The sequence below is a fragment of the Anoxybacillus sp. J5B_2022 genome, assembly GCF_026847645.1.
Lineage (GTDB): Bacteria > Bacillota > Bacilli > Bacillales > Anoxybacillaceae > Anoxybacteroides.
On the sequence record NZ_JAPSMC010000030.1, the window covers coordinates 13,027 to 35,527 of the forward strand.

At 43.3% G+C, this 22,501-nt stretch carries 29 protein-coding genes and 1 pseudogene; 21 read left to right on the forward strand and 9 right to left on the reverse strand.

The window, feature by feature from the left end:
- Positions 1-75 precede the first annotated feature (75 nt).
- Positions 76-1,200 (forward strand): radical SAM/CxCxxxxC motif protein YfkAB, encoded by a 1,125-nt coding sequence (yfkAB, locus tag M4I42_RS09785; RefSeq protein WP_268851990.1) that lies wholly within the window; start codon positions 76-78, stop codon positions 1,198-1,200.
- Between the two features lie 25 nt (positions 1,201-1,225).
- Here the strand turns inward: yfkAB and M4I42_RS09790 are convergent, their stop codons facing one another.
- The 3 genes from M4I42_RS09790 to M4I42_RS09800 all read right to left on the reverse strand — a co-directional run bounded on the left by M4I42_RS09790 (position 1,226) and on the right by M4I42_RS09800 (position 3,779).
- Positions 1,226-1,999 (reverse strand): YfkD famly protein, encoded by a 774-nt coding sequence (locus M4I42_RS09790; RefSeq protein WP_268851991.1) that lies wholly within the window; start codon positions 1,997-1,999, stop codon positions 1,226-1,228.
- 321 nt (positions 2,000-2,320) lie between these two features.
- Positions 2,321-3,373, reverse strand: a complete 1,053-nt coding sequence (gene cax, locus M4I42_RS09795) for a calcium/proton exchanger (RefSeq protein ID WP_268851992.1) — start codon at positions 3,371-3,373, stop codon at positions 2,321-2,323.
- 22 nt (positions 3,374-3,395) lie between these two features.
- The gene (locus tag M4I42_RS09800; protein ID WP_268851993.1) at positions 3,396-3,779 is read right to left on the reverse strand and encodes an OsmC family protein; all 384 of its coding nucleotides are present in this window, start codon (positions 3,777-3,779) and stop codon (positions 3,396-3,398) included.
- A gap of 92 nt (positions 3,780-3,871) precedes the next feature.
- Between M4I42_RS09800 and M4I42_RS09805 the strand changes: the two genes are divergently transcribed.
- Entirely contained in the window at positions 3,872-5,014 is a 1,143-nt protein-coding gene (locus tag M4I42_RS09805; RefSeq protein WP_268851994.1) for an MFS transporter, read from the forward strand.
- A 119-nt stretch (positions 5,015-5,133) separates the two neighbouring features.
- Positions 5,134-5,280 (forward strand): BH0509 family protein, encoded by a 147-nt coding sequence (locus M4I42_RS09810; RefSeq protein WP_066323035.1) that lies wholly within the window; start codon positions 5,134-5,136, stop codon positions 5,278-5,280.
- A gap of 196 nt (positions 5,281-5,476) precedes the next feature.
- Here the strand turns inward: M4I42_RS09810 and M4I42_RS09815 are convergent, their stop codons facing one another.
- Together M4I42_RS09815 and M4I42_RS09820 are read right to left on the reverse strand one after the other, a co-directional pair.
- Positions 5,477-6,310: a YihY/virulence factor BrkB family protein gene (locus tag M4I42_RS09815; RefSeq protein ID WP_268851995.1), complete on the reverse strand. Its 834-nt coding sequence runs from the start codon at positions 6,308-6,310 to the stop codon at positions 5,477-5,479.
- Between the two features lie 55 nt (positions 6,311-6,365).
- Positions 6,366-6,836 carry a low molecular weight protein-tyrosine-phosphatase gene (locus tag M4I42_RS09820; protein WP_268851996.1) on the reverse strand — a complete coding sequence of 157 codons (471 nt, stop codon included), beginning with the start codon at positions 6,834-6,836 and terminating at the stop codon, positions 6,366-6,368.
- Between the two features lie 108 nt (positions 6,837-6,944).
- Between M4I42_RS09820 and M4I42_RS09825 the strand changes: the two genes are divergently transcribed.
- From M4I42_RS09825 to M4I42_RS09870, 10 genes and pseudogenes are all read left to right on the forward strand, one after another.
- Positions 6,945-7,169 carry a DUF1128 domain-containing protein gene (locus M4I42_RS09825; RefSeq protein ID WP_268852014.1) on the forward strand — a complete coding sequence of 75 codons (225 nt, stop codon included), beginning with the start codon at positions 6,945-6,947 and terminating at the stop codon, positions 7,167-7,169.
- 169 nt (positions 7,170-7,338) lie between these two features.
- Positions 7,339-7,839: pseudogene (locus M4I42_RS09830) on the forward strand (peptidoglycan recognition protein family protein); the annotation flags it as partial.
- A 9-nt stretch (positions 7,840-7,848) separates the two neighbouring features.
- The gene (locus M4I42_RS09835) at positions 7,849-8,391 is read left to right on the forward strand and encodes a peptidoglycan-binding domain-containing protein (RefSeq protein ID WP_268852015.1); all 543 of its coding nucleotides are present in this window, start codon (positions 7,849-7,851) and stop codon (positions 8,389-8,391) included.
- 245 nt (positions 8,392-8,636) lie between these two features.
- Positions 8,637-9,341: a phosphoadenylyl-sulfate reductase gene (locus M4I42_RS09840; protein ID WP_268851997.1), complete on the forward strand. Its 705-nt coding sequence runs from the start codon at positions 8,637-8,639 to the stop codon at positions 9,339-9,341.
- Positions 9,342-9,356: 15 nt separating this feature from the next.
- Positions 9,357-10,427 (forward strand): inorganic phosphate transporter, encoded by a 1,071-nt coding sequence (locus M4I42_RS09845; RefSeq protein WP_268851998.1) that lies wholly within the window; start codon positions 9,357-9,359, stop codon positions 10,425-10,427.
- A gap of 51 nt (positions 10,428-10,478) precedes the next feature.
- Positions 10,479-11,639, forward strand: a complete 1,161-nt coding sequence (sat, locus tag M4I42_RS09850; protein WP_268851999.1) for a sulfate adenylyltransferase — start codon at positions 10,479-10,481, stop codon at positions 11,637-11,639.
- Between the two features lie 15 nt (positions 11,640-11,654).
- On the forward strand, positions 11,655-12,248 hold the full coding sequence (gene cysC / locus M4I42_RS09855; protein WP_268852000.1) for an adenylyl-sulfate kinase: 594 nt from the start codon (positions 11,655-11,657) through the stop codon (positions 12,246-12,248).
- 211 nt (positions 12,249-12,459) lie between these two features.
- A complete protein-coding gene (gene cobA / locus M4I42_RS09860; RefSeq protein WP_268852001.1) occupies positions 12,460-13,233 on the forward strand; it encodes a uroporphyrinogen-III C-methyltransferase in 774 nt (257 codons plus the stop codon).
- 10 nt (positions 13,234-13,243) lie between these two features.
- A complete protein-coding gene (locus tag M4I42_RS09865; RefSeq protein WP_268852002.1) occupies positions 13,244-13,987 on the forward strand; it encodes a sirohydrochlorin chelatase in 744 nt (247 codons plus the stop codon).
- 86 nt (positions 13,988-14,073) lie between these two features.
- The gene (locus M4I42_RS09870) at positions 14,074-14,346 is read left to right on the forward strand and encodes an acylphosphatase (protein ID WP_268852003.1); all 273 of its coding nucleotides are present in this window, start codon (positions 14,074-14,076) and stop codon (positions 14,344-14,346) included.
- A 189-nt stretch (positions 14,347-14,535) separates the two neighbouring features.
- Here M4I42_RS09870 and M4I42_RS09875 read toward each other — a convergent pair whose 3' ends face one another.
- On the reverse strand, positions 14,536-15,294 hold the full coding sequence (locus M4I42_RS09875) for an arginase family protein (protein ID WP_268852004.1): 759 nt from the start codon (positions 15,292-15,294) through the stop codon (positions 14,536-14,538).
- A 166-nt stretch (positions 15,295-15,460) separates the two neighbouring features.
- On the opposite strand from M4I42_RS09875, the gene M4I42_RS09880 reads away from it, so the two are divergent.
- From M4I42_RS09880 to M4I42_RS09910, 7 genes are all read left to right on the forward strand, one after another.
- A complete protein-coding gene (locus M4I42_RS09880) occupies positions 15,461-15,805 on the forward strand; it encodes a YojF family protein (RefSeq protein ID WP_268852005.1) in 345 nt (114 codons plus the stop codon).
- Positions 15,792-16,478, forward strand: coding sequence for a bacillithiol biosynthesis deacetylase BshB2 (bshB2, locus tag M4I42_RS09885; protein WP_442864100.1), 687 nt, complete (start codon positions 15,792-15,794; stop codon positions 16,476-16,478). The genes M4I42_RS09880 and bshB2 overlap by 14 nt, the downstream gene beginning before the upstream one ends.
- A gap of 795 nt (positions 16,479-17,273) precedes the next feature.
- Positions 17,274-17,639, forward strand: coding sequence for a winged helix-turn-helix transcriptional regulator (locus M4I42_RS09890; protein ID WP_268852006.1), 366 nt, complete (start codon positions 17,274-17,276; stop codon positions 17,637-17,639).
- 396 nt (positions 17,640-18,035) lie between these two features.
- Positions 18,036-18,893: a carbon-nitrogen hydrolase family protein gene (locus M4I42_RS09895; RefSeq protein WP_268852007.1), complete on the forward strand. Its 858-nt coding sequence runs from the start codon at positions 18,036-18,038 to the stop codon at positions 18,891-18,893.
- A gap of 24 nt (positions 18,894-18,917) precedes the next feature.
- Positions 18,918-19,592 (forward strand): GNAT family N-acetyltransferase, encoded by a 675-nt coding sequence (locus tag M4I42_RS09900; protein ID WP_268852008.1) that lies wholly within the window; start codon positions 18,918-18,920, stop codon positions 19,590-19,592.
- Positions 19,593-19,609: 17 nt separating this feature from the next.
- Positions 19,610-20,281 (forward strand): GNAT family N-acetyltransferase, encoded by a 672-nt coding sequence (locus M4I42_RS09905; RefSeq protein WP_268852009.1) that lies wholly within the window; start codon positions 19,610-19,612, stop codon positions 20,279-20,281.
- 143 nt (positions 20,282-20,424) lie between these two features.
- The gene (locus tag M4I42_RS09910; protein ID WP_268852010.1) at positions 20,425-20,976 is read left to right on the forward strand and encodes a DJ-1/PfpI family protein; all 552 of its coding nucleotides are present in this window, start codon (positions 20,425-20,427) and stop codon (positions 20,974-20,976) included.
- 43 nt (positions 20,977-21,019) lie between these two features.
- Here the strand turns inward: M4I42_RS09910 and M4I42_RS09915 are convergent, their stop codons facing one another.
- A complete protein-coding gene (locus M4I42_RS09915) occupies positions 21,020-21,184 on the reverse strand; it encodes a hypothetical protein (protein ID WP_178378773.1) in 165 nt (54 codons plus the stop codon).
- Between the two features lie 105 nt (positions 21,185-21,289).
- Here M4I42_RS09915 and M4I42_RS09920 point away from each other — a divergent pair, with 105 nt between their 5' ends.
- Positions 21,290-21,535 (forward strand): hypothetical protein, encoded by a 246-nt coding sequence (locus M4I42_RS09920; protein WP_152619623.1) that lies wholly within the window; start codon positions 21,290-21,292, stop codon positions 21,533-21,535.
- Between the two features lie 201 nt (positions 21,536-21,736).
- Here the strand turns inward: M4I42_RS09920 and M4I42_RS09925 are convergent, their stop codons facing one another.
- Both M4I42_RS09925 and M4I42_RS09930 read right to left on the reverse strand, forming a co-directional pair.
- A complete protein-coding gene (locus M4I42_RS09925) occupies positions 21,737-22,186 on the reverse strand; it encodes a DUF5071 domain-containing protein (RefSeq protein ID WP_052023561.1) in 450 nt (149 codons plus the stop codon).
- Positions 22,187-22,202: 16 nt separating this feature from the next.
- On the reverse strand, positions 22,203-22,501 hold a 299-nt coding region (locus M4I42_RS09930; protein ID WP_268852011.1), incomplete at its 5' end, for a hypothetical protein.

Below are 22,501 nucleotides of genomic sequence, written 5' to 3' on the forward strand. Positions count from 1 at the left end.
CGTACCCGATTGTTGAAAAAATGACAATGGACTATAATGGACATGGTTAAATTTTAGACAGTGAAGGAGAATCGTATGACTCGTATCACACTTGAACCAATTACGCCATCGTTTGATCCGTGGGAAGCGTATTTAGACGTTCAACAATATGGAAAAATGCAGTTAACGAATATTGAGTTTACAACGACAACGCTATGCAATATGCGTTGTGAGCATTGCGCAGTCGGCTATACGTTGCAGACAAAAGACCCAGAAGCGTTGCCTTTAGAGCTCCTGATCCGCCGGCTGGACGAAATTCCGCATTTACGTTCGTTAAGCATTACGGGCGGAGAGCCGATGCTTTCATTAAAATCGGTCAATGAATACGTTGTACCGCTGCTGAAATACGCCCATGAGCGCGGGGTGCGCACGCAGCTGAACTCGAATTTGACGTTAGAATTAGAACGGTACGAAAAAATCATTCCGTATTTAGATGTACTTCACATTTCCCACAATTGGGGAACAATTGACGATTTCGTCGAAGGCGGGTTTGCGATGATGGAGAAAAAGCCGAGCCACCGTCAGTGCGAAGCGTATTTTGAGCGGATGGTGGAAAACGCAAAAGCACTCGCCAAAATGGGCGTCTTCGTCTCGGCAGAAACGATGATTAATAAACGAACGCTGCCTCATTTAGAAACGATTCATCGCCAAATCGTAGAAGAAATGTACTGTAAGCGGCATGAAGTGCATCCGATGTACACGAGCGATTTTGCGAGCGCGTTAGAAACGGTCAGTCTTGATGAGTTACGAGCAGCTATCCATCATTTGTTGGACGTTCGCGATGAAAACGTATGGATGTTGTTTGGAACGCTGCCGTTTTATCCGTGTAGCGATAACGAAGAAGATCTCGCTTTATTAAAACGGTTATACACAAGCAAAAACGTGACCGTCCGCAACGATCCAGACGGTCGTTCACGGTTAAACGTTAATATTTTCACAGGGGAAATTATCGTAACCGATTTTGGCGACGAGCCGTCGCTCGGCAACATTCAGCACGATACGTTACTAGAAGCGTACGAAAAATGGAGCCATTCGCCGCTTGCCAAACAGTTGAACTGCCATTGTCCTTCCGTTCAATGCCTCGGTCCGAACGTGCTCGTGAAAAATGTTTATTATAAAGACGTGGACTTCACCATTCGAAAAGCCCATATTAAAAAATAAACGTCAAGGAAATTTCCTTGACGTTTTATCTTGGCTGATCGCTAATCATATATGAAAACAACAGCCGGTCTTGCACTGGAATCCATGCCCCGACGCCTTGGGTCATCACATTTTTGACGACAATTTTCTTTTTGTTCCCTTTTAGTACGATGTACACTTCCCCGTACGTCACTTTTCCTTTTTCATTTACCGCCGGAGCATAGGCGTATAAATAGCCGAGTTTTTTCACCGGCACTTGATACGGCTGGTCTTTTTTCGTTCCAATACCGATCACCGTACTAAAAGATAGCGGCAAATTCGTTTTCTTCATCGCCGTTAACAACATCATTTTTTTAACGGCTTCTTCATTCGGCACCGGCGCAGTTAACCCACCGCGAATATGTTTTTGTAACTCTTGTTTGTAATACAATTTTTGTGGGGCATTGCCGCCACGGTTATCTAAAAAGTTCGTATTCACTTTTTGATATTCCCAATTCGTCGACGTTTCTAGCGATTGATAATTCAACGGCCATTGACCTAAATAAATCGTCGCGCGATAGCCGAGGGCGAACGGCGTGCTTGATACCGATGATTCGTTTAACAACCGGATCAACTCCGGATTTTCAATTTTGACGTTCGCTGACTCGATCAATTGTTTCGCAAACGGACTTGGCTGTAAATACGGCAAATCTTGTGTCGGGTTTGGATACGTATTTTCTTTCGAAATATCGACAGCAGAGTTCGGTATTGCTGCGGTAGCCAGCGCCGGCGAATAAGCGACCAACAGACTTATAACACAAGAAAGAATCCATTTTCGCATCGCATAAACTCCTTTCTGTTACTCCTTCCATCGTTATTTTTTTCAAAAAAAGGCCATTTATCCATCAATATAAGTTGAAATTTTGTTTTACATCCAGCTGATCACTCGCCACGTTATATCATATCAGCTTGTATTTAGATGAAAACCGAAACGAAAAATCGGAAATTCTTTATTGCAACTTATAAAGAAAAAATTTTATTATTTTTGTTTTAATATTTAAAATTTTCTAACGATGTAGTATACTAAATGCAAATGTGCTGTTTTTCCTCCTATTTTTATGTATAGGAAAAGGACTCTGCTGTCTGACAGAGTCCTCTTTTTTTACAACAAATAAAAACCGATGCCCATGATCGTATACGCCGCAAGTAGCGTCGCCCCTTCAAACCAGTTCGTATCCCCATCATTCGAAAGGACGATCATTAGCAATACCGATGTGGCCATCGCTACTAACTCAGGGAGCGAAAAGACAAGTGGCATGCTCGTCGGGAATAATAACGAAATAAGCACAAGCGTTGGCGCAACAAACATAGCGATTTGCAGCGTCGAGCCGATCGCAATTTCCACCGCAACGTTCATTTTATTTTTGTACGCCATGATGATTGCGGAAGCGTGCTCCGCCGCGTTGCCGACGATCGCTACGATAATGATTCCGATAAACAATTCGCTCCAGCCAAATGATTCAGCAACCGTTTCGAACGTATGAACAAGCTTTTCGGAAATGTAAGCAACGGCAAGCGTAGCAAGCGCTAAAATGGCAATTGCTTTTCCTTTTCCCCATTCCGGTTCTTCATGTTCTTCCATTTCGTCGGATTTATGCTGGTACACACCGCGATGCGTCACTAATTTAAAATAGAGCGCCGCCAAATACAGGATGATCATAATGACCGAAATACCGACACTAAGCGATAGTGTTTCCCCCTCTGACATATGCAAGGAAAATACTTCTGGAATGACAAAAGCCACTAAAATCGCAAACGTCAACAATCCGGCGTTATGACGGGCATCATATACGTTAAACTCTTGACGCTTGTACTTCAGTCCCCCGACAAAAAAGGACAGTCCTGCCACTAACAATAAGTTTCCTAATACAGAACCGGTCAGCGAGGCCAATACGACTCCTACGAGCCCCGCTTTTAAAGCAAATACAGAAATGATGAGCTCCACCGCGTTGCCAAACGTCGCATTTAACAAGCCACCAACACGTGGACCAGCGACAATCGCCAAACTTTCCGTCGCCCTTCCCATGTAGCTTGCTAATGCAATAATCGTGACACAGTAAATCGCAAACATCATGACGGAAGGCCAATGAAAAAAACCTCCGATCACTGATAGTGGCACACCGATGAAAACCATGAGCGTAAATAGTTTGTTCATTCTTTACACCTAACCTTTCTTGTCACTTGACAAGTTCAAACGTTTCCGTAATGCGGATACACCCTTCGACCGACCGGATCATCGAGCAGTTTTTTCTCGCTACTTCCAGCGATTTCGCGACTTTATCTTCAGCCAAATTCTCGCCTTTGATAATAAAATGAAGATGAATCGCTTCTACGCGGTTCGCTTCTTTTTCATTTCGGGTTACATCAGCACGAATTGTCATATCTTCTACATGAAGCCGCTTTTTTTCCAACACTTTTCGCAACACCCCGCCGCTGCAAACCGCAATTGAAGAAACAAGCAGCTGATAAGGACGAAAACCGTACGCCTCATCTCCCGCTACATGCAATTCCCCATATTCAAAATTCGTTTGAAATCCGACTTCTTTCATTTTAAATTCCATTTCTATCCACCTCTTTGTTAGTTCTTGTTTTTCCCTTTAAAACTATGTACGATGGTAATCGGTGTGATTTTCTAAATAATGAGGGATCGATCATGCGTCTTTGGATTTTAGTTAGTGTTGTAGCGATTTCGGGATTATCGCAAGGAATGTTGCTTCCTTTAATTTCTATATTATTAGAAAAGCACAGCGTTTCGTCTTCTGTCAATGGAGCGCATGCCACTGCCATGTACATCGGCGTGCTTCTCGTCTCTCCATTTATGGAAAAACCGTTGCGAAAATATGGATATCGACCCATCATTATATTAGGTGGTTTTATTGTACTATTATCGCTCGCTTTATTTCCACTATGGAATTCATTTTTATTTTGGTTCGTTTTACGTTTATTGGTCGGCATCGGGGATCATATGCTTCATTTCGCAGTGCAGACGTGGATTACTGACTTTTCCCCTCATCATCGGCGCGGCCGAAACTTATCGTTATACGGGTTGTTTTTCGGGATTGGTTTTTCGCTCGGGCCGATGTTGGCGTCGCTCGTTGAACGGAGTGAACAGCTGCCGTTTTTATTATCCTCCTTGTTGAGCTTATTAGGGTGGTTGGCCGTGTTTTTCATCCGAAACGAACATCCCGAAACAGCAGGAACCACCCATCATTCGGGTTCATCCCACCGCTTCATCGATACGTGGAAATATGCGTGGGCAGCGCTCTTGCTCCCGTTTACTTACGGATTTTTAGAAGCTTCCGTCCATGGGATTTTTCCAGTGTATGCGCTTCGTGAACATTTATCCGTTCAACAAGTCGCTACTCTGTTGCCTGCGTTTTCTATCGGCAGCATCCTCTTTCAGCTGCCGCTCGGCATGTTAAGCGACCGTTTTCAGCGAAAGGGTGTGCTTTCTACGGCACTATTGATCGGTACGATTAGTTTTATAAGTGCCTTATTTTTTCTTCATTCGTTTGTCGGTTTATTCATTTGCTTTTTTGTTGCAGGTATGTTTGTCGGTTCCCTTTTCTCGCTCGGGATTACATACATGGCGGATTTGCTTCCGAAACATCTGTTGCCAACCGGTAACTTGCTCTCCGGTATTTTTTATAGCATCGGCAGCATGTGCGGGCCGCTGTTTATCGGTACCATGATTCCATATGGGCACGGAAGTTTTTTTCTTGTCATTAGCTCCCTTCTTTTCCTCGTTTTCATCGCGTTGTTCTATAACAAACACGCAGAGGTCACAGAAAAGTGACCTCTTAAATTTTTTTGCCTATTTTTAAAAAAGATGTTGACCAATTTTCACATACTGTTATATAATACAAATAACAAATAAACATACTGTTTTAAAACAGAACGAAAGGGAGAAGAACGATGAGCAGAGCGGAACGAAAAAATATGATTGAGTTTATCGAGAAAGTAAAAGGAATCGCTAGAGAGCAGCTTATGTACATGACAGATGCAGAAATCGAACACATTTACAACCAAACATATTACCATTACGAAGAAATTGCAGAATAGAAGGCTGTCTATGGCGACAGCCTTTCTTTTTTAATGGTATCCATTTTGTCCGTTCGCACTGCTGCTTGTTTTATGCGTCGGTTTATGCTTTCCTTTTTGTTTTGTCCCGCCATCTTTTTTTGTTTTTTTCGTCATCTTCATTCCTCCTCCAACCGGCTACACCGATTAGCATGCCCCGTTTGCTTTCGTTTATCCGTTACCGCTCCCGCTTTCTTCCTTCGCGCCGACAAGCGAAAATCGCATTTAACTCTCCCCCAAGCACGATGATCATGCCCGATAAATAAAACCAGACAAGCAAAATGATAATTCCCCCTAGGCTTCCGTACATGGACGTATAACTAGCGAAAGTCCCTACATAATAAGAAAACGCAAGCGAAGTAACAATCCAGCCAACTGTCGCAAATATCGCGCCAACAAATACTTCTTTGCAGTGTAGTCGCTTATTCGGTGCAAAGTAGTATAAAGCGGTGAAAACGATGAACAAAATGAGCGAGCTGACCGACCAACGCAACGTGTTCCAGAGCGCAAAAAAAACGGATGAAACGCCTAGCACAGAGGATAAAAAAAGGCCGATCGCCTTGCCGAACACAGGAAGCAATAGCGCCACTACAATCACGATCATCATCCCAAACGTCAATAAAATCGACATTCCCCTTGCGACGATAAACGAACGACTTTCTTCGACATCATAGGCGCGGTTCAACGCGCGGACAATGGCGTCAATGCCGTTGGAAGCCGACCAAATCGCCCCGATAATTCCCAATGACAACAGTTTACCGTTTTGATGGTCCATAATATCTTGAATGTTCGCTTCAATGAGATCGATCGCTTCTTTCGGCGCGTACTGCCGGACGATGGTGAGCACATCTTCATGCGGAACCGGTAAATACGCCAGCAACGTCAATAAAAAAATTAAAAACGGAAAGAGGGAAAGAAGAAAAAAGTAGGCTAACTCCGCTGACAAGCGCGACACTTCATCTTCTTGAAAACGCCGAATTAGTTCGCGGATAAACGTGAGATTCACCATCACCCGATCCCCCTTTCATCTGATCGACTAGGACTTTGTGTCACGTTCCCATTCTTCCTTACAATCCTTTTTCTTTTTTGATTGTTTCGAGCAAATGACGACATCCCTTTTGAATTAATTCATATACTTCTTCAAAGTTGCCTGTGTAATACGGGTCCGGCACATCCGTAAGATCACTGTCCAGAACGAAATCAAGTAAACGGCCGATAAAGCCAACTTTATTATATCCCGCTAACCGACGTAAATTCCCGAGATTCTCCATATCCATCGCAATAATGTAATCAAATGTCCGTAAATCCTCTTCACTAATTTGTCTCGCGCGAATACCGCTAAAGTCGATCGCATGTTTCTGTAAAATTTCCTGCGTTCCACGATGCGGCGGTTTTCCGACGTGCCAATTTCCCGTTCCCGCTGAATCGATGACAAAATTCTCTTCCAATCCTTCTTTTTTCACTAAATCGCGAAAAATCGCCTCAGCCATTGGTGAACGGCAAATATTCCCTAAACAAACGAATAACACTTTCACCATTTCCAATTCCTCCTCTCGTTCTCCATTATAAACAAAATATAAATCGCCATGTATACTTTCCATATGGTACAATAGGCGATAATAAGGAGGCGGAAAGGAATGAACGATGTGGACTTATCGAAAAAATCTCTGGACAATATGGAATACATGATTGAAAAAATGAAAGAAAAGTTAAAAGTGTTGAATTTTGATGTGATGAAACCTTCCCATTTCGATGACGCGTTGTATGAAGAGCTAAAAGACATTTATGAAATGGTGATGAAAAAGCAATCTTTCAGCCCAAGTGAGATGCAAGCGATCGTCGAGGAATTAGGAAATTTGCGAAAAAAATAGGAAACAGCAAAAAGATGGTTGAACTATAAAGATGGTTAGACCATCTTTTTTATTTTGTCCTATCTTTTTCCGCCTTTTGCAGCGATCAATATAGTAGAAAAGCCTTTCACCGTTTCGCATCCAAAACATATGATATGATGAAATAATTTATGAAGGAAGGTGGACAAACATGGAATACGACATTACCCGCGACTATATTCAAATTGGCAACGCCCGCTCTGGCCAAAAATTGCAAGGCGTGAAATTTATCGTCAGCCATTCAACCGGAAATCCCGGCTCAACCGCTTATGCCAACCGCAACTATTTCCATACCCGCCAACCGTCAGCATCGGCTCATACGTTCATCGATGACAAATACATTCTCGAAATCATTCCGTTAGACGAAAAAGCTTGGCACGTTTTATACAATAAGCCAATGGACAACCAGCTGTTCGGCGTTGATGCAAACGATGCCGCCATCGGGGTAGAGCTTTGCTACGGGGGAACGATTGATTTTCACGAAGCATATAAACGATACGTGTGGTATCACGCGTACCTTTGCAAAACGTTCCGGCTTGACCCGAAACGGCAGATTGTGTCCCACCATACGCTTGACCCGGAACGAAGAAGCGACCCGCTCGATGTGTTTCGCCTTTATGGGGTGACGTGGGATAGTTTTATCCAAGATATCGTGGAAACGATGACCCCTGCTAGTCAACCGAATAAAACCAATCCCGCGAAACCAACACAAGTAAAAGGCACAACCGTCCGTTTACCACTCAAGCTCGGCGATAAAGGAACATTTGTGAAAGAAATTCAACAAGACCTTATCCGCGTCGGCTTTCCGCTCCCGAAATACGGCGCAGACGGCGCCTTCGGAGAAGAAACGGAAAATGCCGTCATGGCATTTCAAAAACAATACGGCTTGCACGTAGACGGCATCGTTGGCCAAGAAACGTTAGCAAAATTAACCGAAGTCGTCAACCAAAAACTGCGCCAAGAAGCATTTCCATTACCAAATAAAGTATTAAAAAAAGGCGACAAAGGCGAAGATGTCAAAATGGTACAGCGCGCCTTAAAACATCTCGGATTTGACCCGAAAGGAATCGATGGCGTATACGGGGAACAAACGGAAGACGCCGTGCGTCGTTTCCAATCGATGTACGCCGCGCTGCAAGACGACGGAATATACGGACCAAATACACGAAAGTTTATGCGCATGGAATTGGAACAAAAAAAATAACCCCTTCCTAAGGGGGCTTTTTTTTTAAAAAAAATAATTCCTATCGAAAAACTAGGATTGACTTTTGTGTGAATTATGTTAAAATTTTAGTCAATTACACACTTATCAAGAGCGTGGGAGAGAACTGGCTCGTTCACCTACTCACCACTTAACGCCTAACAGCTTTTGAAGTGGGAAAAAAATTCGTCTTTCACCTTTCCGAAATGGAAAGTTTTCTTATTACTCAACATTAAGGGGGGATTGCCTTGCTTACGTATCACACATGGGATGTAGCGAAGCCGTCATTTTCAAGCGACAACGACACAAAAGGGGCGTTAGACGTTCTGCAATGGGCATATGACCATTATCAAGACGATATTGTATATGCTTGCAGTTTTGGTATTGAGGGTATCGTGTTAATTGACTTGATTTCCAAAGTAAAACCGGATGCCGAAATTGTTTTTCTTGATACGAATCTTCATTTTCGCGAAACATATGAAACAATTGAAAAGATCAAACGAAAATACCCAGATCTTCGAATTATTATGAAAAAGCCACATCTGTCTCTAGAAGAACAAGCAGAGCAGTTTGGCGATGAATTATGGAAGCATCACCCGAATAAGTGCTGTGAACTGAGGAAAATTATCCCACTCCGCGAAGTGCTGACCGGTGTTACCGCTTGGATTTCTGGCCTGCGGCGCGAACAATCGCCGACGCGTCAACATGTGGAATATCTTAACAAGGACGAAAAATTTCAGTCGATTAAAATTTGCCCACTCATTCATTGGACATGGAAAGACGTTTGGAACTATGTGTACAAACACGAATTGCCATATAACGTGCTTCATGATCGCGGCTATCCGAGCATCGGCTGTGAACCGTGTACATCCCCTGCCCTTGATATGAACGATTTACGCTCAGGCAGATGGGCAGGGCGCGGAAAAATAGAATGCGGCCTGCATGAATCATAAGGAGGGAGAATGAATATGTTAACCGTTGCTTTTATCGTCTCCTTCTTTTTCGCGATGAACATCGGGGCAAGTGGCGCGGCTGCAGCGATGGGAGTCGCTTACGGATCCGGAGCGATCAAACAGAAATATGTTGCCCTTCTCCTTTGCGGTCTTGGTGTTTTTTTAGGGAGTCTTGGCGGCGGGGAAGTCGTCAAAACAATTGGCTCAGGCATTATCCCGTCTTCCGTATTAAGCGTTAAAATTGTCATTATCATTTTAACGGCGGCAGCGATTTCCTTATTTGCCGCAAACATCATGGGAATCCCGCTCTCAACGAGCGAAATCACCGTTGGTTCGGTCGTTGGTGTCGGCATCGCTTACCAAGCGCTTTATGTATCAAAACTATTATTTATCGTGTCCATTTGGGTCGTTGTTCCGATTATTGCTTTTACGTTGACCTTTTTCATCGGCAAATGGTTTTTAGCGCTAAAGCGCAAATACCCACAAGTGGAAAGAGGGAAATGGCAAAAAAGCTTTATGGCGCTATTGATTGTTGCAGGTTTTTTTGAAGCATTTTCGGCGGGCATGAACAACGTGGCGAACGCGGTCGGACCGCTTGTCGGTGCAGGGCTTATTTCCGTCACAAAAGGAACGATATTCGGTGGGGTGTTTGTTGCGCTCGGCGCGCTATTACTTGGCAGACGCGTGCTCGAAACAAACGGAAAAAAAATTACGCGCTTTTCCCCGTTCGAAGGATGCGCCATTTCCGGCACAGGGGCAATTCTCGTTATCATCTCTTCCGTTTTCGGGCTTCCCGTGCCGCTGACACAAATTACGACATCGGCCATTATCGGGATCGGCACTGCCAAAACAGGATTTTATATTTGGCAAAAGCGAATCGTCATTCAACTATTAAAAGTATGGTTTGTTTCACCGATTTTTTCGCTCGTTATTTCGTATAGTTTAGTAAAATTATTGCTTGATAGCGATTTATACACCGTCATCGCCATTTTTAGCGTCTGCTTGGCAACGATTGGGGTTATTAGTTTAAAAAAGACGATCTCCGAAGAAAAACGGGCGCTTCATGAAAACGGTGGCGGCATTTAACATTAATTCATAGTTATCCTATATGTTTTATTATACAAGGAGGAATACACAATGAGTGTAAGCATTCCACATGGAGGAACATTAATCAACCGTTGGAATCCAGATTATGCAGTTGATGCCATTGAAAAAGAAATTGAATTGAGCAACGCTGAACTAAGCGATCTTGAGTTGATTGGCATCGGCGGCTACAGCCCGCTGACCGGATTTTTAACAAAAAATGATTACGATTCTGTCGTCGAAACGATGCGCCTTGCTGATGGAACGGTATGGAGCATTCCGATCACGCTTGCCGTCAGTGAAGAAAAAGCAAACGAACTAGCTGTCGGCGAAACAGTAAAGCTTGTTTACGACGGCGATGTCTATGGCGTCATTGATATTCAAGACATTTACGTTCCAGATAAACAAAAAGAAGCGCTTCATGTATATAAAACCGATGATCACAACCACCCTGGCGTCAAAAAACTTTTCGAAAAACCGACCGTTTATGTCGGCGGACCAATTACTCTCGTGAAACGGACCGATAAAGGACGATTTGCGGCGTTTTATTTCGATCCAGCAGAAACGCGTAAACACTTTGCCGAGCTTGGCTGGAATACCGTTGTTGGCTTCCAGACGCGCAACCCAGTCCATCGCGCGCATGAGTACATTCAAAAATGTGCGCTTGAAATTGTCGACGGTTTATTTTTAAACCCGCTCGTCGGCGAAACGAAAGACGATGACATTCCAGCCGACATTCGCATGGAAAGCTATCAAGTATTGCTTGAAAACTACTATCCGCAAGACCGTGTCTTTCTAGGTGTGTTCCAAGCAGCGATGCGGTACGCTGGTCCACGGGAAGCCATTTTCCATGCGATGGTGCGCAAAAACTTCGGTTGCACACATTTCATTGTCGGTCGCGACCATGCGGGGGTTGGAAATTATTACGGCACATACGATGCGCAAAAAATCTTCTTAAACTTTACACAAGAAGAGCTTGGTATTACCCCACTCTTTTTCGAGCATAGCTTTTATTGCACAAAATGCGAAGGGATGGCTTCCACAAAAACGTGCCCGCATGACCGTGAATACCATGTCGTCTTATCAGGAACGAAAGTGCGAGAAATGTTGCGAAACGGCGAAGTGCCGCCAAGCACGTTCAGCCGTCCGGAAGTTGTGCAAGTGCTTATTAAAGGGCTGCAACAACGGGAAGCTGTTTCGACATCTACGAAGTAAAGGAGAGGAAGGACGTTGGCAAATATCGTTTGGCATCACACGGCCGTCACAAAAGAAGACCGGCGCGCGAAAAACGGCCATCATAGCGCTGTTTTATGGTTTACAGGGCTTTCCGGCTCCGGCAAATCGACGCTTGCAAACGCCGTATCGAAAAAGTTATTTGAACTTGGCGTACAAAACTACGTATTAGATGGCGATAACATTCGCCACGGCTTGAATAAAGATTTAGGCTTTTCCGCCGAAGACCGGACGGAAAATATCCGGCGCATCGGCGAAGTCGCAAAACTGTTTGTCGACAGCGGGCAATTTGTATTAACCGCCTTTATTTCTCCGTTTGCCCGTGACCGTCAACTCGTCCGGCAATTACTTGAACAAGACGAGTTTATCGAAATTTACGTGAAATGTCCACTTGAAGAATGTGAGAAACGCGATCCAAAAGGATTGTATAAAAAAGCACGAAACGGGGAAATTCGTGAATTTACCGGCATCGATTCTCCTTATGAAGAACCGACTTCGCCGGAACTGACAATTGAAACGCATCGATACTCGCTAGAAGAATGCATCGATCAAGTAATCACTTATTTGCGTGAACGACAGCTTATTAAGTAAGAAAAGCGGAGGCGACTGGTTAGCTATATGAAATGATGCGTGAAACGTTCCGTCCAGCCTAACGTTTGTACACTTTTTTGACAAGTTGATTGATTCACGCAACGAAACCAGTTAATATTGACCTATTCAGACGAAGGGTTGAGCAACCTGCGAATGGTGCAGGTTGCTTGCTCATTTGTCGGTGATACTACTAAGAAAGGGCTGAACGAAGATGGGCAAAGTGTATTTAGTCGGAGCTGGTCCTGGCGATCCGGAACTGATTACAGTAAAAGGGTTAACATGTATCCAAAAAGCGGATGTCATCTTGTACGACCGTCTCATTAATGAACGATTATTGTCATATGCCAAAAAGGGCGCAGAACTCATTTTTTGCGGCAAACTTCCGGGGTACCATACGATGCAGCAAGAAACGATTAACCACTTTCTCATCCATCATGCGAAAAAAGGGAAAGTCGTGGTAAGATTAAAAGGCGGGGATCCGTTCGTCTTCGGCAGAGGCGGTGAAGAAGCCGAGGCGCTTGCGAAACACGGCATCGATTTTGAGATCGTTCCCGGCATTACCGCTGGAATTGCGGCGGCCGCTTACGCCGGAATCCCTGTCACCCATCGTAACTTCAGCTCAAGCGTTGCATTTGTGACCGGCCATAAGCGAGACGGAAGCCAAGAGGAGATCAAATGGGAAAGTCTTGCCAAAGGAATTGACACAATTGCTATTTATATGGGAATTAGTAATCTCCCATATATTCGTGATCAATTAATCAAACATGGAAAAGCTCCTTCCACTCCCGTTGCTGTGATCCAGTGGGGCACATTATACGAGCAACGAACGGTGACCGCTACGCTCGAAACGATCGTCGAAGCAGTCCAACAGAAGCGAATCGAAAATCCAAGCATGATCATTATCGGGGAAGTCGTCACCTTGCGCGACAAAATTTACTGGTTTGAGCGGATGCTACAGCCATCTGTTGCAAACGAAGCGTTATAAGGAGGCTATTATGCAAGCTGTTTTATATGTTTGCCACGGAAGCCGCGTCGCGAAAGCTTGTGAAGAAGCAAACTCATTTATTGAGCGCTGTAAAATAAAAGTTCCTTGTCCCATTCAAGAAATTTGCTTTATTGAACATGCCGAACCGAATATCAAAGCAGGCATCGACCGCTGCGTACAAAAAGGGGCAACACATATCATCGTTCTCCCTGTTTTATTACTAGCGGCTGGACATGCGAAATTTGATATTCCAAACGCCATTCAAAAAGCAAAACAACGCTATCCGCATCTAAAGTTTGCGGTAAGCGACCCATTTGGCGTCAATGGCAAAATGATCGACATCCTCATGGAACGAATTACCGAACAAGCGATTCCAATTGATAATCGCTCGATGGTATTGCTCGTTGGCCGTGGTAGCAGCGATCCAGATACTAAGCGAGATATGGAAGCGATCGCAAAACGCCTGCAACAAAAAGCAAATATCCCTGCGGTCGATGTTTGCTTTCTCGCTGCCGCCCAACCATCGCTTGCAGACAGCTTACAAAAAGCAAGCGATTCTTCATATGAAACGATTTTCATCGTTCCTTATTTGCTGTTTACCGGTATATTAATGAAAAAAATCGAAGCCCAGCTTCGCGCTTTGCCTAAGTCCAAACATCAATGGATATTGTGCCGTTATTTAGGCTATCACCCGCTTCTTGAAGAGCTCGTGCAGGAAAAAGTGAATCAACAAATCGTTACACAAAAGGGCTGAAATAGATCAGCCCTTTTTGTTTAGAATAGGCAAACCTCCCCATATTGTTGTATGATTGGGTATAGGATAATATGAGGAGGATAGCTATGAGGCGGTTACATGTTGTTGTTCATGGTCGCGTTCAAGGTGTCGGCTTTCGCTACTATACGCAGGGCGAAGCGCTAAAGTGGGACTTAACCGGTTGGGTAAAAAATAAGGACGATGGGACGGTAGAATTGGAAGTACAAGGAACGGATGAACGGATCCAGATGTTTATAGATAAAATCGAGCAAGGCTCTCCGTTCGCTAGAGTGACCAAGATTGAAACAGAATACATAGCACCTCTCCCTAATGAGAAAACGTTTCGCATCATTTATTAGAAGAAGCGCCCGGATTCTTTATGAAAAAAACCGGGCTTTTTTTACGGTAGGAAATTTCTCTGAATCACTGTCTAGCTCCGGCTCGTAGCTGTTCGGGGTCAAATAACCTTCCCCTCGAGATGTCAAGCACCTCTGCGGGTGAAGGACATTTGCCCATCGCAACTGAACAGTCGCTTCCGCTTTTCTTATTCACGCTAGACGTGGGTGGTGTAGCGTATGTCGCAAATACGTTTCCGCAATGCAAAGGTTTGCATATTCATTTTTCCGGTTTGCTTCGCGGCTCATCGGATGGAATATATCCGTCGAAGCTTGCGGATATTCGCCGCACACATCCATTCCCACTACGTGTTTATAAACCAATAATTGTTGTAAACAACGAAGCAAAAACGAAAGGGTCATCGTTCCTTGCTCCCAGTTCGTAACGGCGTCGTTTCGACAAAGGACATCTTTGTCAATGCTAATATATACACGCTCAGTTGTTATATGTGATAAAAGAAGTTTCGGAGAATGTAACGTTGGAAAGATCGTGATGTTTTCAGCAAGATGAGGATGCGACCGTTGCAACGGTCCTACAATAATCACTTTTTCTAAAAACGGGATGTTCAAAGCGTAAGAAACCCACGAGCCGCAAGAAATCATCGTTTCTCCTCTAGCTCCAATATCGGTATGGTTGTCAAACAAAACAAGCGTAAACGGCTCGTTCATCTGTTTCATGAGCAAATAGGACACATAATGATAGTTTCCGCTGCCAATAAAGGTGAGTCCTGTGCAGTTACGGTACTGAATGCGCCGTTCTATTTCTTGCAATGAATGCTCTTCACAATACAAATTCGTATGCTTTATATCCGCTAAATCAATCCATTCATGCGGAACACGGAGAAGCCGTTGCTGCGAAACGTACGTGCCATCTATGTTTAAAAACGTTACACCGCTTCTTTGAAAACGCATCGTTCCTCACCTCTTTTTTTGTTTCGGTGCAAGTTTCCAAACAATGAAGCTACGTTTTCGCCTGTCCGTTTCTATTATACTAAAAAATTCGCCAAACGAAATATTTCCTTTTCCGTACCGTTTTCATGTACAATAAGGAAAAACGACGTTCGAGGGAGGGGTTTTCGTGCAACCGATTCGCGTGGAAGAAGTGCAGACGGCGCTGAACCGCTTTGCTAATCAAGATGTGTATTTGCATTTAGAAACGACAAACGGAGCGTATGCGTCGCACCATAATGAAAGATTTTTTTCGGCAGGGGCATACATTCGTAATGGTCGCATTCGTTTTAGCCGCGGGAAAATTGTCGGAAAAGGACCTTACCGCGTCGGGTTGAGGTTGGATTTTGGCTGGGTGTATGCAGAGGGCTTAACTGATTGGGAAGTGACCGATAAAGGACAATTGTTGTTGGCCGGACACGATTACGAAGGAAAGCTGGCTGTGGCGTTACAGTTAAGCTATGAGCCGTTTTAAGGAGGGAATCAATGTGGAAAGACATATATTAGTCGTTTTTCCTCATCCTGATGATGAAGCGTTCGGTGTTTCCGGAACATTAGCGTTACACGCGGAAAATGGTACACCAATCACATACGCTTGCCTCACGCTCGGGGAAATGGGACGAAACATGGGGAAACCGCCGTTTGCCAATCGGGAAACGCTGCCGCTCATCCGCAAAAAAGAACTGGAAGATGCGTGCAAAATCATTGGCATTAAAGATTTGCGTCTATTAGGCTTCCGTGACAAAACGATTGAATTTGAAGATGAGGAACTGCTTTCCGACCGCATCGGTGCGATCATCGCCGAAACAAATCCGTCGCTGATCATTACGTTTTATCCCGGCTACAGCGTTCATCCCGACCATGACGCGTGCGGGGCAGCCGTTATTCGCGCTGTCGAACGGCTTCCGAAAGAAAAACGCCCGACCGTGCATTGCGTCGCTTTCGCGAAAAACTGTGAACAAGAGCTCGGAAAACCGGACATTGTCCGCGATGTCAGCTCGGTCATTGACAAAAAAATGGCCGCAATCCAAGCGCACCGCTCCCAAACGGAAGGGCTGATGAAAGCCGCTTCCAAACGAGGCGGAGATGCGTTAGCATGGCTAAAAACTGAGCGGTTTTGGACGTATAAATGGAAGAAGGTTCTATAAACACTCGAATTCAATAAAAATGAAGCTACCTGCCTCCTGTAGAGTGCAGGAACAGGTAGCTCAAGTGTTTTTTCTTTGGTTTAAACAATTCGATGGAGATGTTTCAAGTGCTTACAACTATTTATTTTTTCTCATTTTTTCCACGGCATGTCCGCCAAACTCGTTGCGTAGAGCGGCTACCACTTTACCTCTGAATCTCCCGACGACTAAAGTCGCGGGGTTCTTGCGTACTAAAGAGCTTCTCGTACGCCTACACGTAGCACTCACCCTTGTTCCGCAAGACTTTCATGGGCAAACACCTTTATGGTGCTTTGCGCCCTGTGCGCCCGATTCAAGACGCTAGACTTTTCTTCTCTATCAAGTAGTATACCATCTTTGACTACGTCAAAGCAATCGGTTCATCCATGTCTAAAGACGGGCTGCACCCTGCATGGGCTTTCTCCGATTGTAGTTTGTAAAACGGTTTATGCTGTTCCCTCCCGTGCTTATGATTTGTTGTACAGACGCTAGTATAATCGGTATAACATATTTCTAAAAGTACGAACTTTATTATCATGTAGTGATAAAAATACAATATAGTATATAAAAATATACCTAATGTTATAATGAACAAAGAGATACGATGAATGGGACATATTCATAATGAACCTTTACCCATGAGGAAAAAACACTAACTATTATTTGTGGAAACGAAGTACTTAAATGTGTATAATGTTTGTTTGTAAGTATATGCACTTTTAGCACATAGTGATAAAATGTATACTATCGGTTATAATAGATACGGAGGTGAAAGAAATGGGACGTGTTTGTGGTAAGGTATATAACTGTGAAAAAGAATTGACGCTCGCTGTCATCGGGGGTAAATGGAAAATGCTTATTTTATGGCATCTAGGAAAAGGGGGGACGAAGCGATTTGGTGAACTGAAGGCTCTCATGCCAGGCATTACCCAAAGAATGCTTGTTAACCAATTGCGGGAGCTGGAAGAAGACCTCATTGTTCATCGCAAAGTCTATCCCGTTGTTCCGCCAAAAGTGGAATATTCACTGACCGAATATGGGAAAAGTCTAATGCCGATTCTCGATGCTATGTATGAATGGGGCAAAAACTACATGGAGACTGTTGTGAAAGACCAAGTAAAAATCCATGAGTCCGTCAAGTAAAAACTCTCTCTATATTAAATTAAAGGTTCAAAACAAACTTTCTTTTATTATTATGCGTTTTTATTGACGCGCAATTTGTAGAGATCCCTCCCTTCAAGATAGCGATTAACAAAAAAGCAACGAAAATGATAAGCAAATCAAACACTAAAAAACCAACGGGCAGATCGCTTCCCGTTGGTTTTTCCGCATGTACGTTGATCATTCATATAGTATACTTTTTCACACTATATTACGTAAAAGTATGTACTTGGTAAAGTTGATGATGTACTTTATAATAACATTATCACCTGTCATTCATAACATGAATAGAGCAAAATTTTTTCACTTATAATAACGGTATCACCTATCATAACATGAATAGGTATAATTTTTTATGTCAAGAAAGGAGGAGACTTTATGAAGCTAAGAGTCTCAGCGGTTCAATATCATCTCCATACTATCAATTCTTTTGAGGAATTTGCTAATCAAGTCGAGCATTATGTTAAAACAGCTCAAGAATTTGATGCAGATTTTGTTTTATTCCCAGAATTTTTTACAACTCAGCTCATGTCGATTGGCAATGAACAAGGACAGCCTTTGACGATTCAAGAGCTTCCTGATTTTACTGAACAATATCGGTCTTTATTTATAGATTTAGCCAAGAAAACAAAGATGCATATTATTGGAGGAACACATGTCATTCGTAAAGGCGACCGATTGTACAACGTTGCTCATTTGTTCTACCCAGACGGAAGAGTCGCAGAGCAGGCAAAGCTTCATATTACGCCTACGGAAGTAAAGGAATGGAACATGTCACCTGGCGATGGCCTACAAGTGTTCGAGACTGAAAAAGGAACGATTGCGATGTTGACCTGCTATGACATCGAATTTCCAGAGATCGTTCGCATGGCTAAAGCGAAAGGTGCGGATGTTATTTTCTGTCCTTCTTGCACCGATGATCGCCATGGATTCCATCGTGTCCGTTACACAAGCCATGCGAGAGCAATCGAAAATCAAGTCTATGTCGTTACCACTGGTACGGTTGGTTCCCTTCCTACGGTTGATTTTATGAGGGCGAATTTTGGGCAAGCGGCGGTGATTACACCGAACGATATTCCATTTCCTCCGCGCGGCATCTTAGTCGAAGGAGAAATCAATCATGATATGGTTGTAACCGCTGATCTTGATTTAGAATTATTATACCAAGTTCGTGAAAGAGGATCGGTTACTACATGGCGTGATCGCCGTACAGATCTCTATCCGGATTGGAAATAAGCTGCTCTACAAGGAGGGGGAAGAATGTATCGAAAAGAATTTTACGTCTTTGATCAAGACCGACCTGTTCCAGCAGTGATCCGAAATTATGAAGAAAAAGACTTTCCTGGCTTAATCCGCATCCAACAGGAAAGTTTCCCGCCACCATTCCCCTCTGAGTTATGGTGGAACACGGAACAATTGAAAAATCATGTTACGCTCTTTCCAGAGGGTGCCTTATGTGTGGAGGTTGATGGTGAAATTGCGGGATCAATGACAGGATTAATTGTTGACTTTGATCCTAGCCATCCGGAACATACATGGGAAGAGATCACAGATAATGGATATATTTGTAACCATAATCCAAATGGAAATACGCTTTATGTCGTTGATATTGGCGTGCGCCCTGCTTATCGTAAATTAGGATTAGGAAAATGGCTAATGTTATCCATGTATGAAGTCGTCGTTCAATTGGGATTAGAACGTCTGTTAGGCGGAGGAAGAATGCCCGGCTATCATAAAAAAGCTGATGAGATGACGGCAGAACAATACCTCGAAGCAGTCGTCAAAGGTGAATTAAAAGACCCTGTTATCACTTTCCTGCTTCGCTGCGGCCGTACCCCTGTTCAAGTGGTGGCGAACTATTTAGAGGATGAAGAGTCTTGTAACTACGCAGCGCTGATGGAATGGAAAAATCCTTTTTGTACAGCAAAATCTTAACAAGGAGAATGATGAACATGGAATATCGGAGAATTACGAGTATTGAGGACCCTTTGTTTAAAAAAATGCACGAATTGATGCAAGAGGTATTTCCTCCTGAAGAAGTATTAGCATTCGATCTTTGGAAAGAGCCTCTTGAAGATCCGGGAATTCGTGTGTGTGTTGCTGTTCACGAAGGGAATGTCGTAGGTGCGACAGAGTACCGCTATTATGAAGATTTAAATGTCGCAATGACAGACTTCACGATCATTGGCCAAGCAGGACTTGGCATCGGCCGATTTTTAGCGCAAAAGAGGCTAGAAGATTTGAACGCTTGGGCCGCAGCAAACGGAAAGCAGTTATTTGGCATGTTTGCGGAAATTTATGATCCTTATCGGGTGGAACATTATGAATTTGGCGGAATTAAACCGATGGATCCATATGTCCGCCGTGAAGTATTGTCTCATCTTGGTTATAAGCGTCTTGATTTCCCTTATGTTCATCCATCCTGGAACAATGATGGAGAGGCCGTAACCGGACTCGACCTTTGTTTCCTTCCAATGGATGATAACGTAAATGAACTTCCAGCGGAGCTTGTTGTGAAGTTTTTGAAACGTTATTATTCTGTCTTATCAAACAAACCAAAGGCTTGGTATGAAATGGTTGAAAATCTTGAAACAAAACATACGGTACCTCTTTTAAGCATTTAATGTACTGACGTCGTATCCATTTAATTTCAAAAGTCCGAATTCAAAAAACTAGGAATCCTTGATCAATTCAAATAGTGACAGTACACTTTGTTTGTTAAAATTCTTTCTATAGATATATCATAGTAGTGAAGGAGGTTGTTCATATGAGCAAAAAAGTATTAATTGTTACAGGAGATGCAGTGGAAGCTTTGGAGATTTATTATCCGTATTACCGTTTGTTAGAGGAAGGTTTTGATGTTACAATCGCTGCTCCGAAGAAAAAGAAACTGCATACAGTTGTCCACGATTTCGCTGATTGGGATACTTTTGTAGAAAAGCCAGGCTATCTCATTGATGCGCATGCATCGTTTGCAGAAATCGATCCGACACAGTACGATGCACTCGTTATTCCGGGAGGACGTGCGCCAGAATATATCCGCCTCGATGAAAACTTGCCAAAAATTGTACGCCATTTCTTTGAAGCGAACAAACCAGTTGCGGCGATTTGCCATGCTTCACTTGTATTAGAAACCATTCCTGATGTCGTGAAAGGACGCAGCATGACCGCATACATTGCCTGCAAGCCAGGTGTAGAAGCAATTGGCGCCAACTATGTATCTGAGCCAACTCATGTTGATAACAATTTCGTATCCGCTCATGCATGGCCAGATTTACCAGCGTTTATGCGTGAATTTATTAAGTTATTAAACAAATAAAATCGTTTGTTAAGGCGTTCTCCTATGGGGACGCCTTTTTGATTTAAACAACATGTTGCATTGATTGTTGATGATCTAGACACAAAATATTATCGAACAGTGCCAGGCACTGTTCGCCAATATCGATTCCCGCTTTGATCGCTGCTCTTCTGCTTTCCACCGCGCTGCATAAGTCCGGCATGTTGCCGGGATGAGCCGCTGTTTTCATGTATAAATGCCGCCGCTAATCCGGAATCATAACTTCAAAAACCGGATAACGGAGGAACAAGATGAAAAAACGGCTCGCTTTTTGCTTTTCGCAGGGCTCTTCTCCTTGCAGTCCATTCATGCTTTGGCCCGCGATGAGTGGATCGAAATAGCGAAAAAGTTTATACCACCCAACACTGTTCTTGCAGATCCCGAATCGATCGAGCTGTATGATTTTGATCAAGACGGGCGCAACCAAATCGTGGCGACATTCCAACTTCAAGCGGGCGAACCGCCTTCCCGCTCCAAATTCGGAGCGATTGCATTGAAAAAACAGAGGCAGGCTGGCAAAAAGTATGGAAGACCGAAATAGTAAATGACTCCGCCTTTCGTCATCATCACTAGGCGGCCCATATATATTGCACTACCATTTTTTATTGGCACCCGCTTCGTCACATAAACCAAGTGACAGATACTCATCCTATAAAACACCCCCAGCTGCATTTTACGCAGTTGGGGGATTCTATACAATATTATTTCATAAAAGACAAGTGCCCGCTCCTAATTTCTTGGTTTACCAATCCGATAATTTTAATAACTTATATACTTCCTTATCATGAAAGTCTGATTCAGAAATTTGTAATATATCTATAAGTCTCTGAATTCCCCCTATCCACATGCGATCGTCATCCTCAGCTGCTTTTATTAGCGAAGCCTCTATATGTGGAACTATCACACTTTTATCTATACTCTTCAATATCTCTATCGCTGTAGGGACACCAGGCCAATTCATATCTTGCATTAACTCTATTAAGCAGGGTATCGCCAGCCTATTTCGTGGGTATCCAATTTTATTTAAAACTTTAACCGCATTCTCCCAACAATGCTTCTCGGTATCTTGTATTAACAAAGGAGTGTATTCATCATCAATTGTTGTTAACTCCCTTATTGCAGATAGTTGAACTTCTTGGGGCATATTCCAACTCAAGTTTTTCATCAATCTTTTAACTTCACTAAGTTCCATTAAAATTCATCTCCTACTATTTAACTTTCACAGAAAGGGCCTGCAATAATTTTGTATATTCATGTGGTCTAGTATTAGCATTTTCCCTTGAGTTTATCCATCCCTGCATTTTCTTCATATTTACTGGTCTCACTGACACATGAGTTTTACCATCTTTTATTGCTACTAGTTTTCCTGTTGCATTAATGGCCTCAATAGTAGTTGCTGTATATGGTCCAGATAAAGGCTTTACTGTAGTATAGGATAGCCCACTAACATCTTTTGGTCTTGGAGTTAAATTAGTGCCGTTTCCACTTCCAGTACGATAAATAACTG

What these genes read in the sequence shown, in the direction of transcription:
- yfkAB (WP_268851990.1), top strand. Translation starts at nt 76, where the DNA reads ATGACTCGTATCACACTTGAACCAATTACGCCATCGTTTGATCCGTGG.
- M4I42_RS09790 (WP_268851991.1), bottom strand. Translation starts at nt 1,999, where the DNA reads ATGCGAAAATGGATTCTTTCTTGTGTTATAAGTCTGTTGGTCGCTTAT.
- cax (WP_268851992.1), bottom strand. Translation starts at nt 3,373, where the DNA reads ATGAACAAACTATTTACGCTCATGGTTTTCATCGGTGTGCCACTATCA.
- M4I42_RS09800 (WP_268851993.1), bottom strand. Translation starts at nt 3,779, where the DNA reads ATGGAATTTAAAATGAAAGAAGTCGGATTTCAAACGAATTTTGAATAT.
- M4I42_RS09805 (WP_268851994.1), top strand. Translation starts at nt 3,872, where the DNA reads ATGCGTCTTTGGATTTTAGTTAGTGTTGTAGCGATTTCGGGATTATCG.
- M4I42_RS09810 (WP_066323035.1), top strand. Translation starts at nt 5,134, where the DNA reads ATGAGCAGAGCGGAACGAAAAAATATGATTGAGTTTATCGAGAAAGTA.
- M4I42_RS09820 (WP_268851996.1), bottom strand. Translation starts at nt 6,836, where the DNA reads ATGGTGAAAGTGTTATTCGTTTGTTTAGGGAATATTTGCCGTTCACCA.
- M4I42_RS09835 (WP_268852015.1), top strand. Translation starts at nt 7,849, where the DNA reads ATGACCCCTGCTAGTCAACCGAATAAAACCAATCCCGCGAAACCAACA.
- M4I42_RS09845 (WP_268851998.1), top strand. Translation starts at nt 9,357, where the DNA reads ATGTTAACCGTTGCTTTTATCGTCTCCTTCTTTTTCGCGATGAACATC.
- sat (WP_268851999.1), top strand. Translation starts at nt 10,479, where the DNA reads ATGAGTGTAAGCATTCCACATGGAGGAACATTAATCAACCGTTGGAAT.
- cobA (WP_268852001.1), top strand. Translation starts at nt 12,460, where the DNA reads ATGGGCAAAGTGTATTTAGTCGGAGCTGGTCCTGGCGATCCGGAACTG.
- M4I42_RS09865 (WP_268852002.1), top strand. Translation starts at nt 13,244, where the DNA reads ATGCAAGCTGTTTTATATGTTTGCCACGGAAGCCGCGTCGCGAAAGCT.
- M4I42_RS09870 (WP_268852003.1), top strand. Translation starts at nt 14,074, where the DNA reads ATGAGGCGGTTACATGTTGTTGTTCATGGTCGCGTTCAAGGTGTCGGC.
- M4I42_RS09875 (WP_268852004.1), bottom strand. Translation starts at nt 15,294, where the DNA reads ATGCGTTTTCAAAGAAGCGGTGTAACGTTTTTAAACATAGATGGCACG.
- bshB2 (WP_442864100.1), top strand. Translation starts at nt 15,792, where the DNA reads ATGAGCCGTTTTAAGGAGGGAATCAATGTGGAAAGACATATATTAGTC.
- M4I42_RS09890 (WP_268852006.1), top strand. Translation starts at nt 17,274, where the DNA reads ATGGGACGTGTTTGTGGTAAGGTATATAACTGTGAAAAAGAATTGACG.
- M4I42_RS09895 (WP_268852007.1), top strand. Translation starts at nt 18,036, where the DNA reads ATGAAGCTAAGAGTCTCAGCGGTTCAATATCATCTCCATACTATCAAT.
- M4I42_RS09900 (WP_268852008.1), top strand. Translation starts at nt 18,918, where the DNA reads ATGTATCGAAAAGAATTTTACGTCTTTGATCAAGACCGACCTGTTCCA.
- M4I42_RS09905 (WP_268852009.1), top strand. Translation starts at nt 19,610, where the DNA reads ATGGAATATCGGAGAATTACGAGTATTGAGGACCCTTTGTTTAAAAAA.
- M4I42_RS09910 (WP_268852010.1), top strand. Translation starts at nt 20,425, where the DNA reads ATGAGCAAAAAAGTATTAATTGTTACAGGAGATGCAGTGGAAGCTTTG.
- M4I42_RS09915 (WP_178378773.1), bottom strand. Translation starts at nt 21,184, where the DNA reads ATGAAAACAGCGGCTCATCCCGGCAACATGCCGGACTTATGCAGCGCG.
- M4I42_RS09925 (WP_052023561.1), bottom strand. Translation starts at nt 22,186, where the DNA reads ATGGAACTTAGTGAAGTTAAAAGATTGATGAAAAACTTGAGTTGGAAT.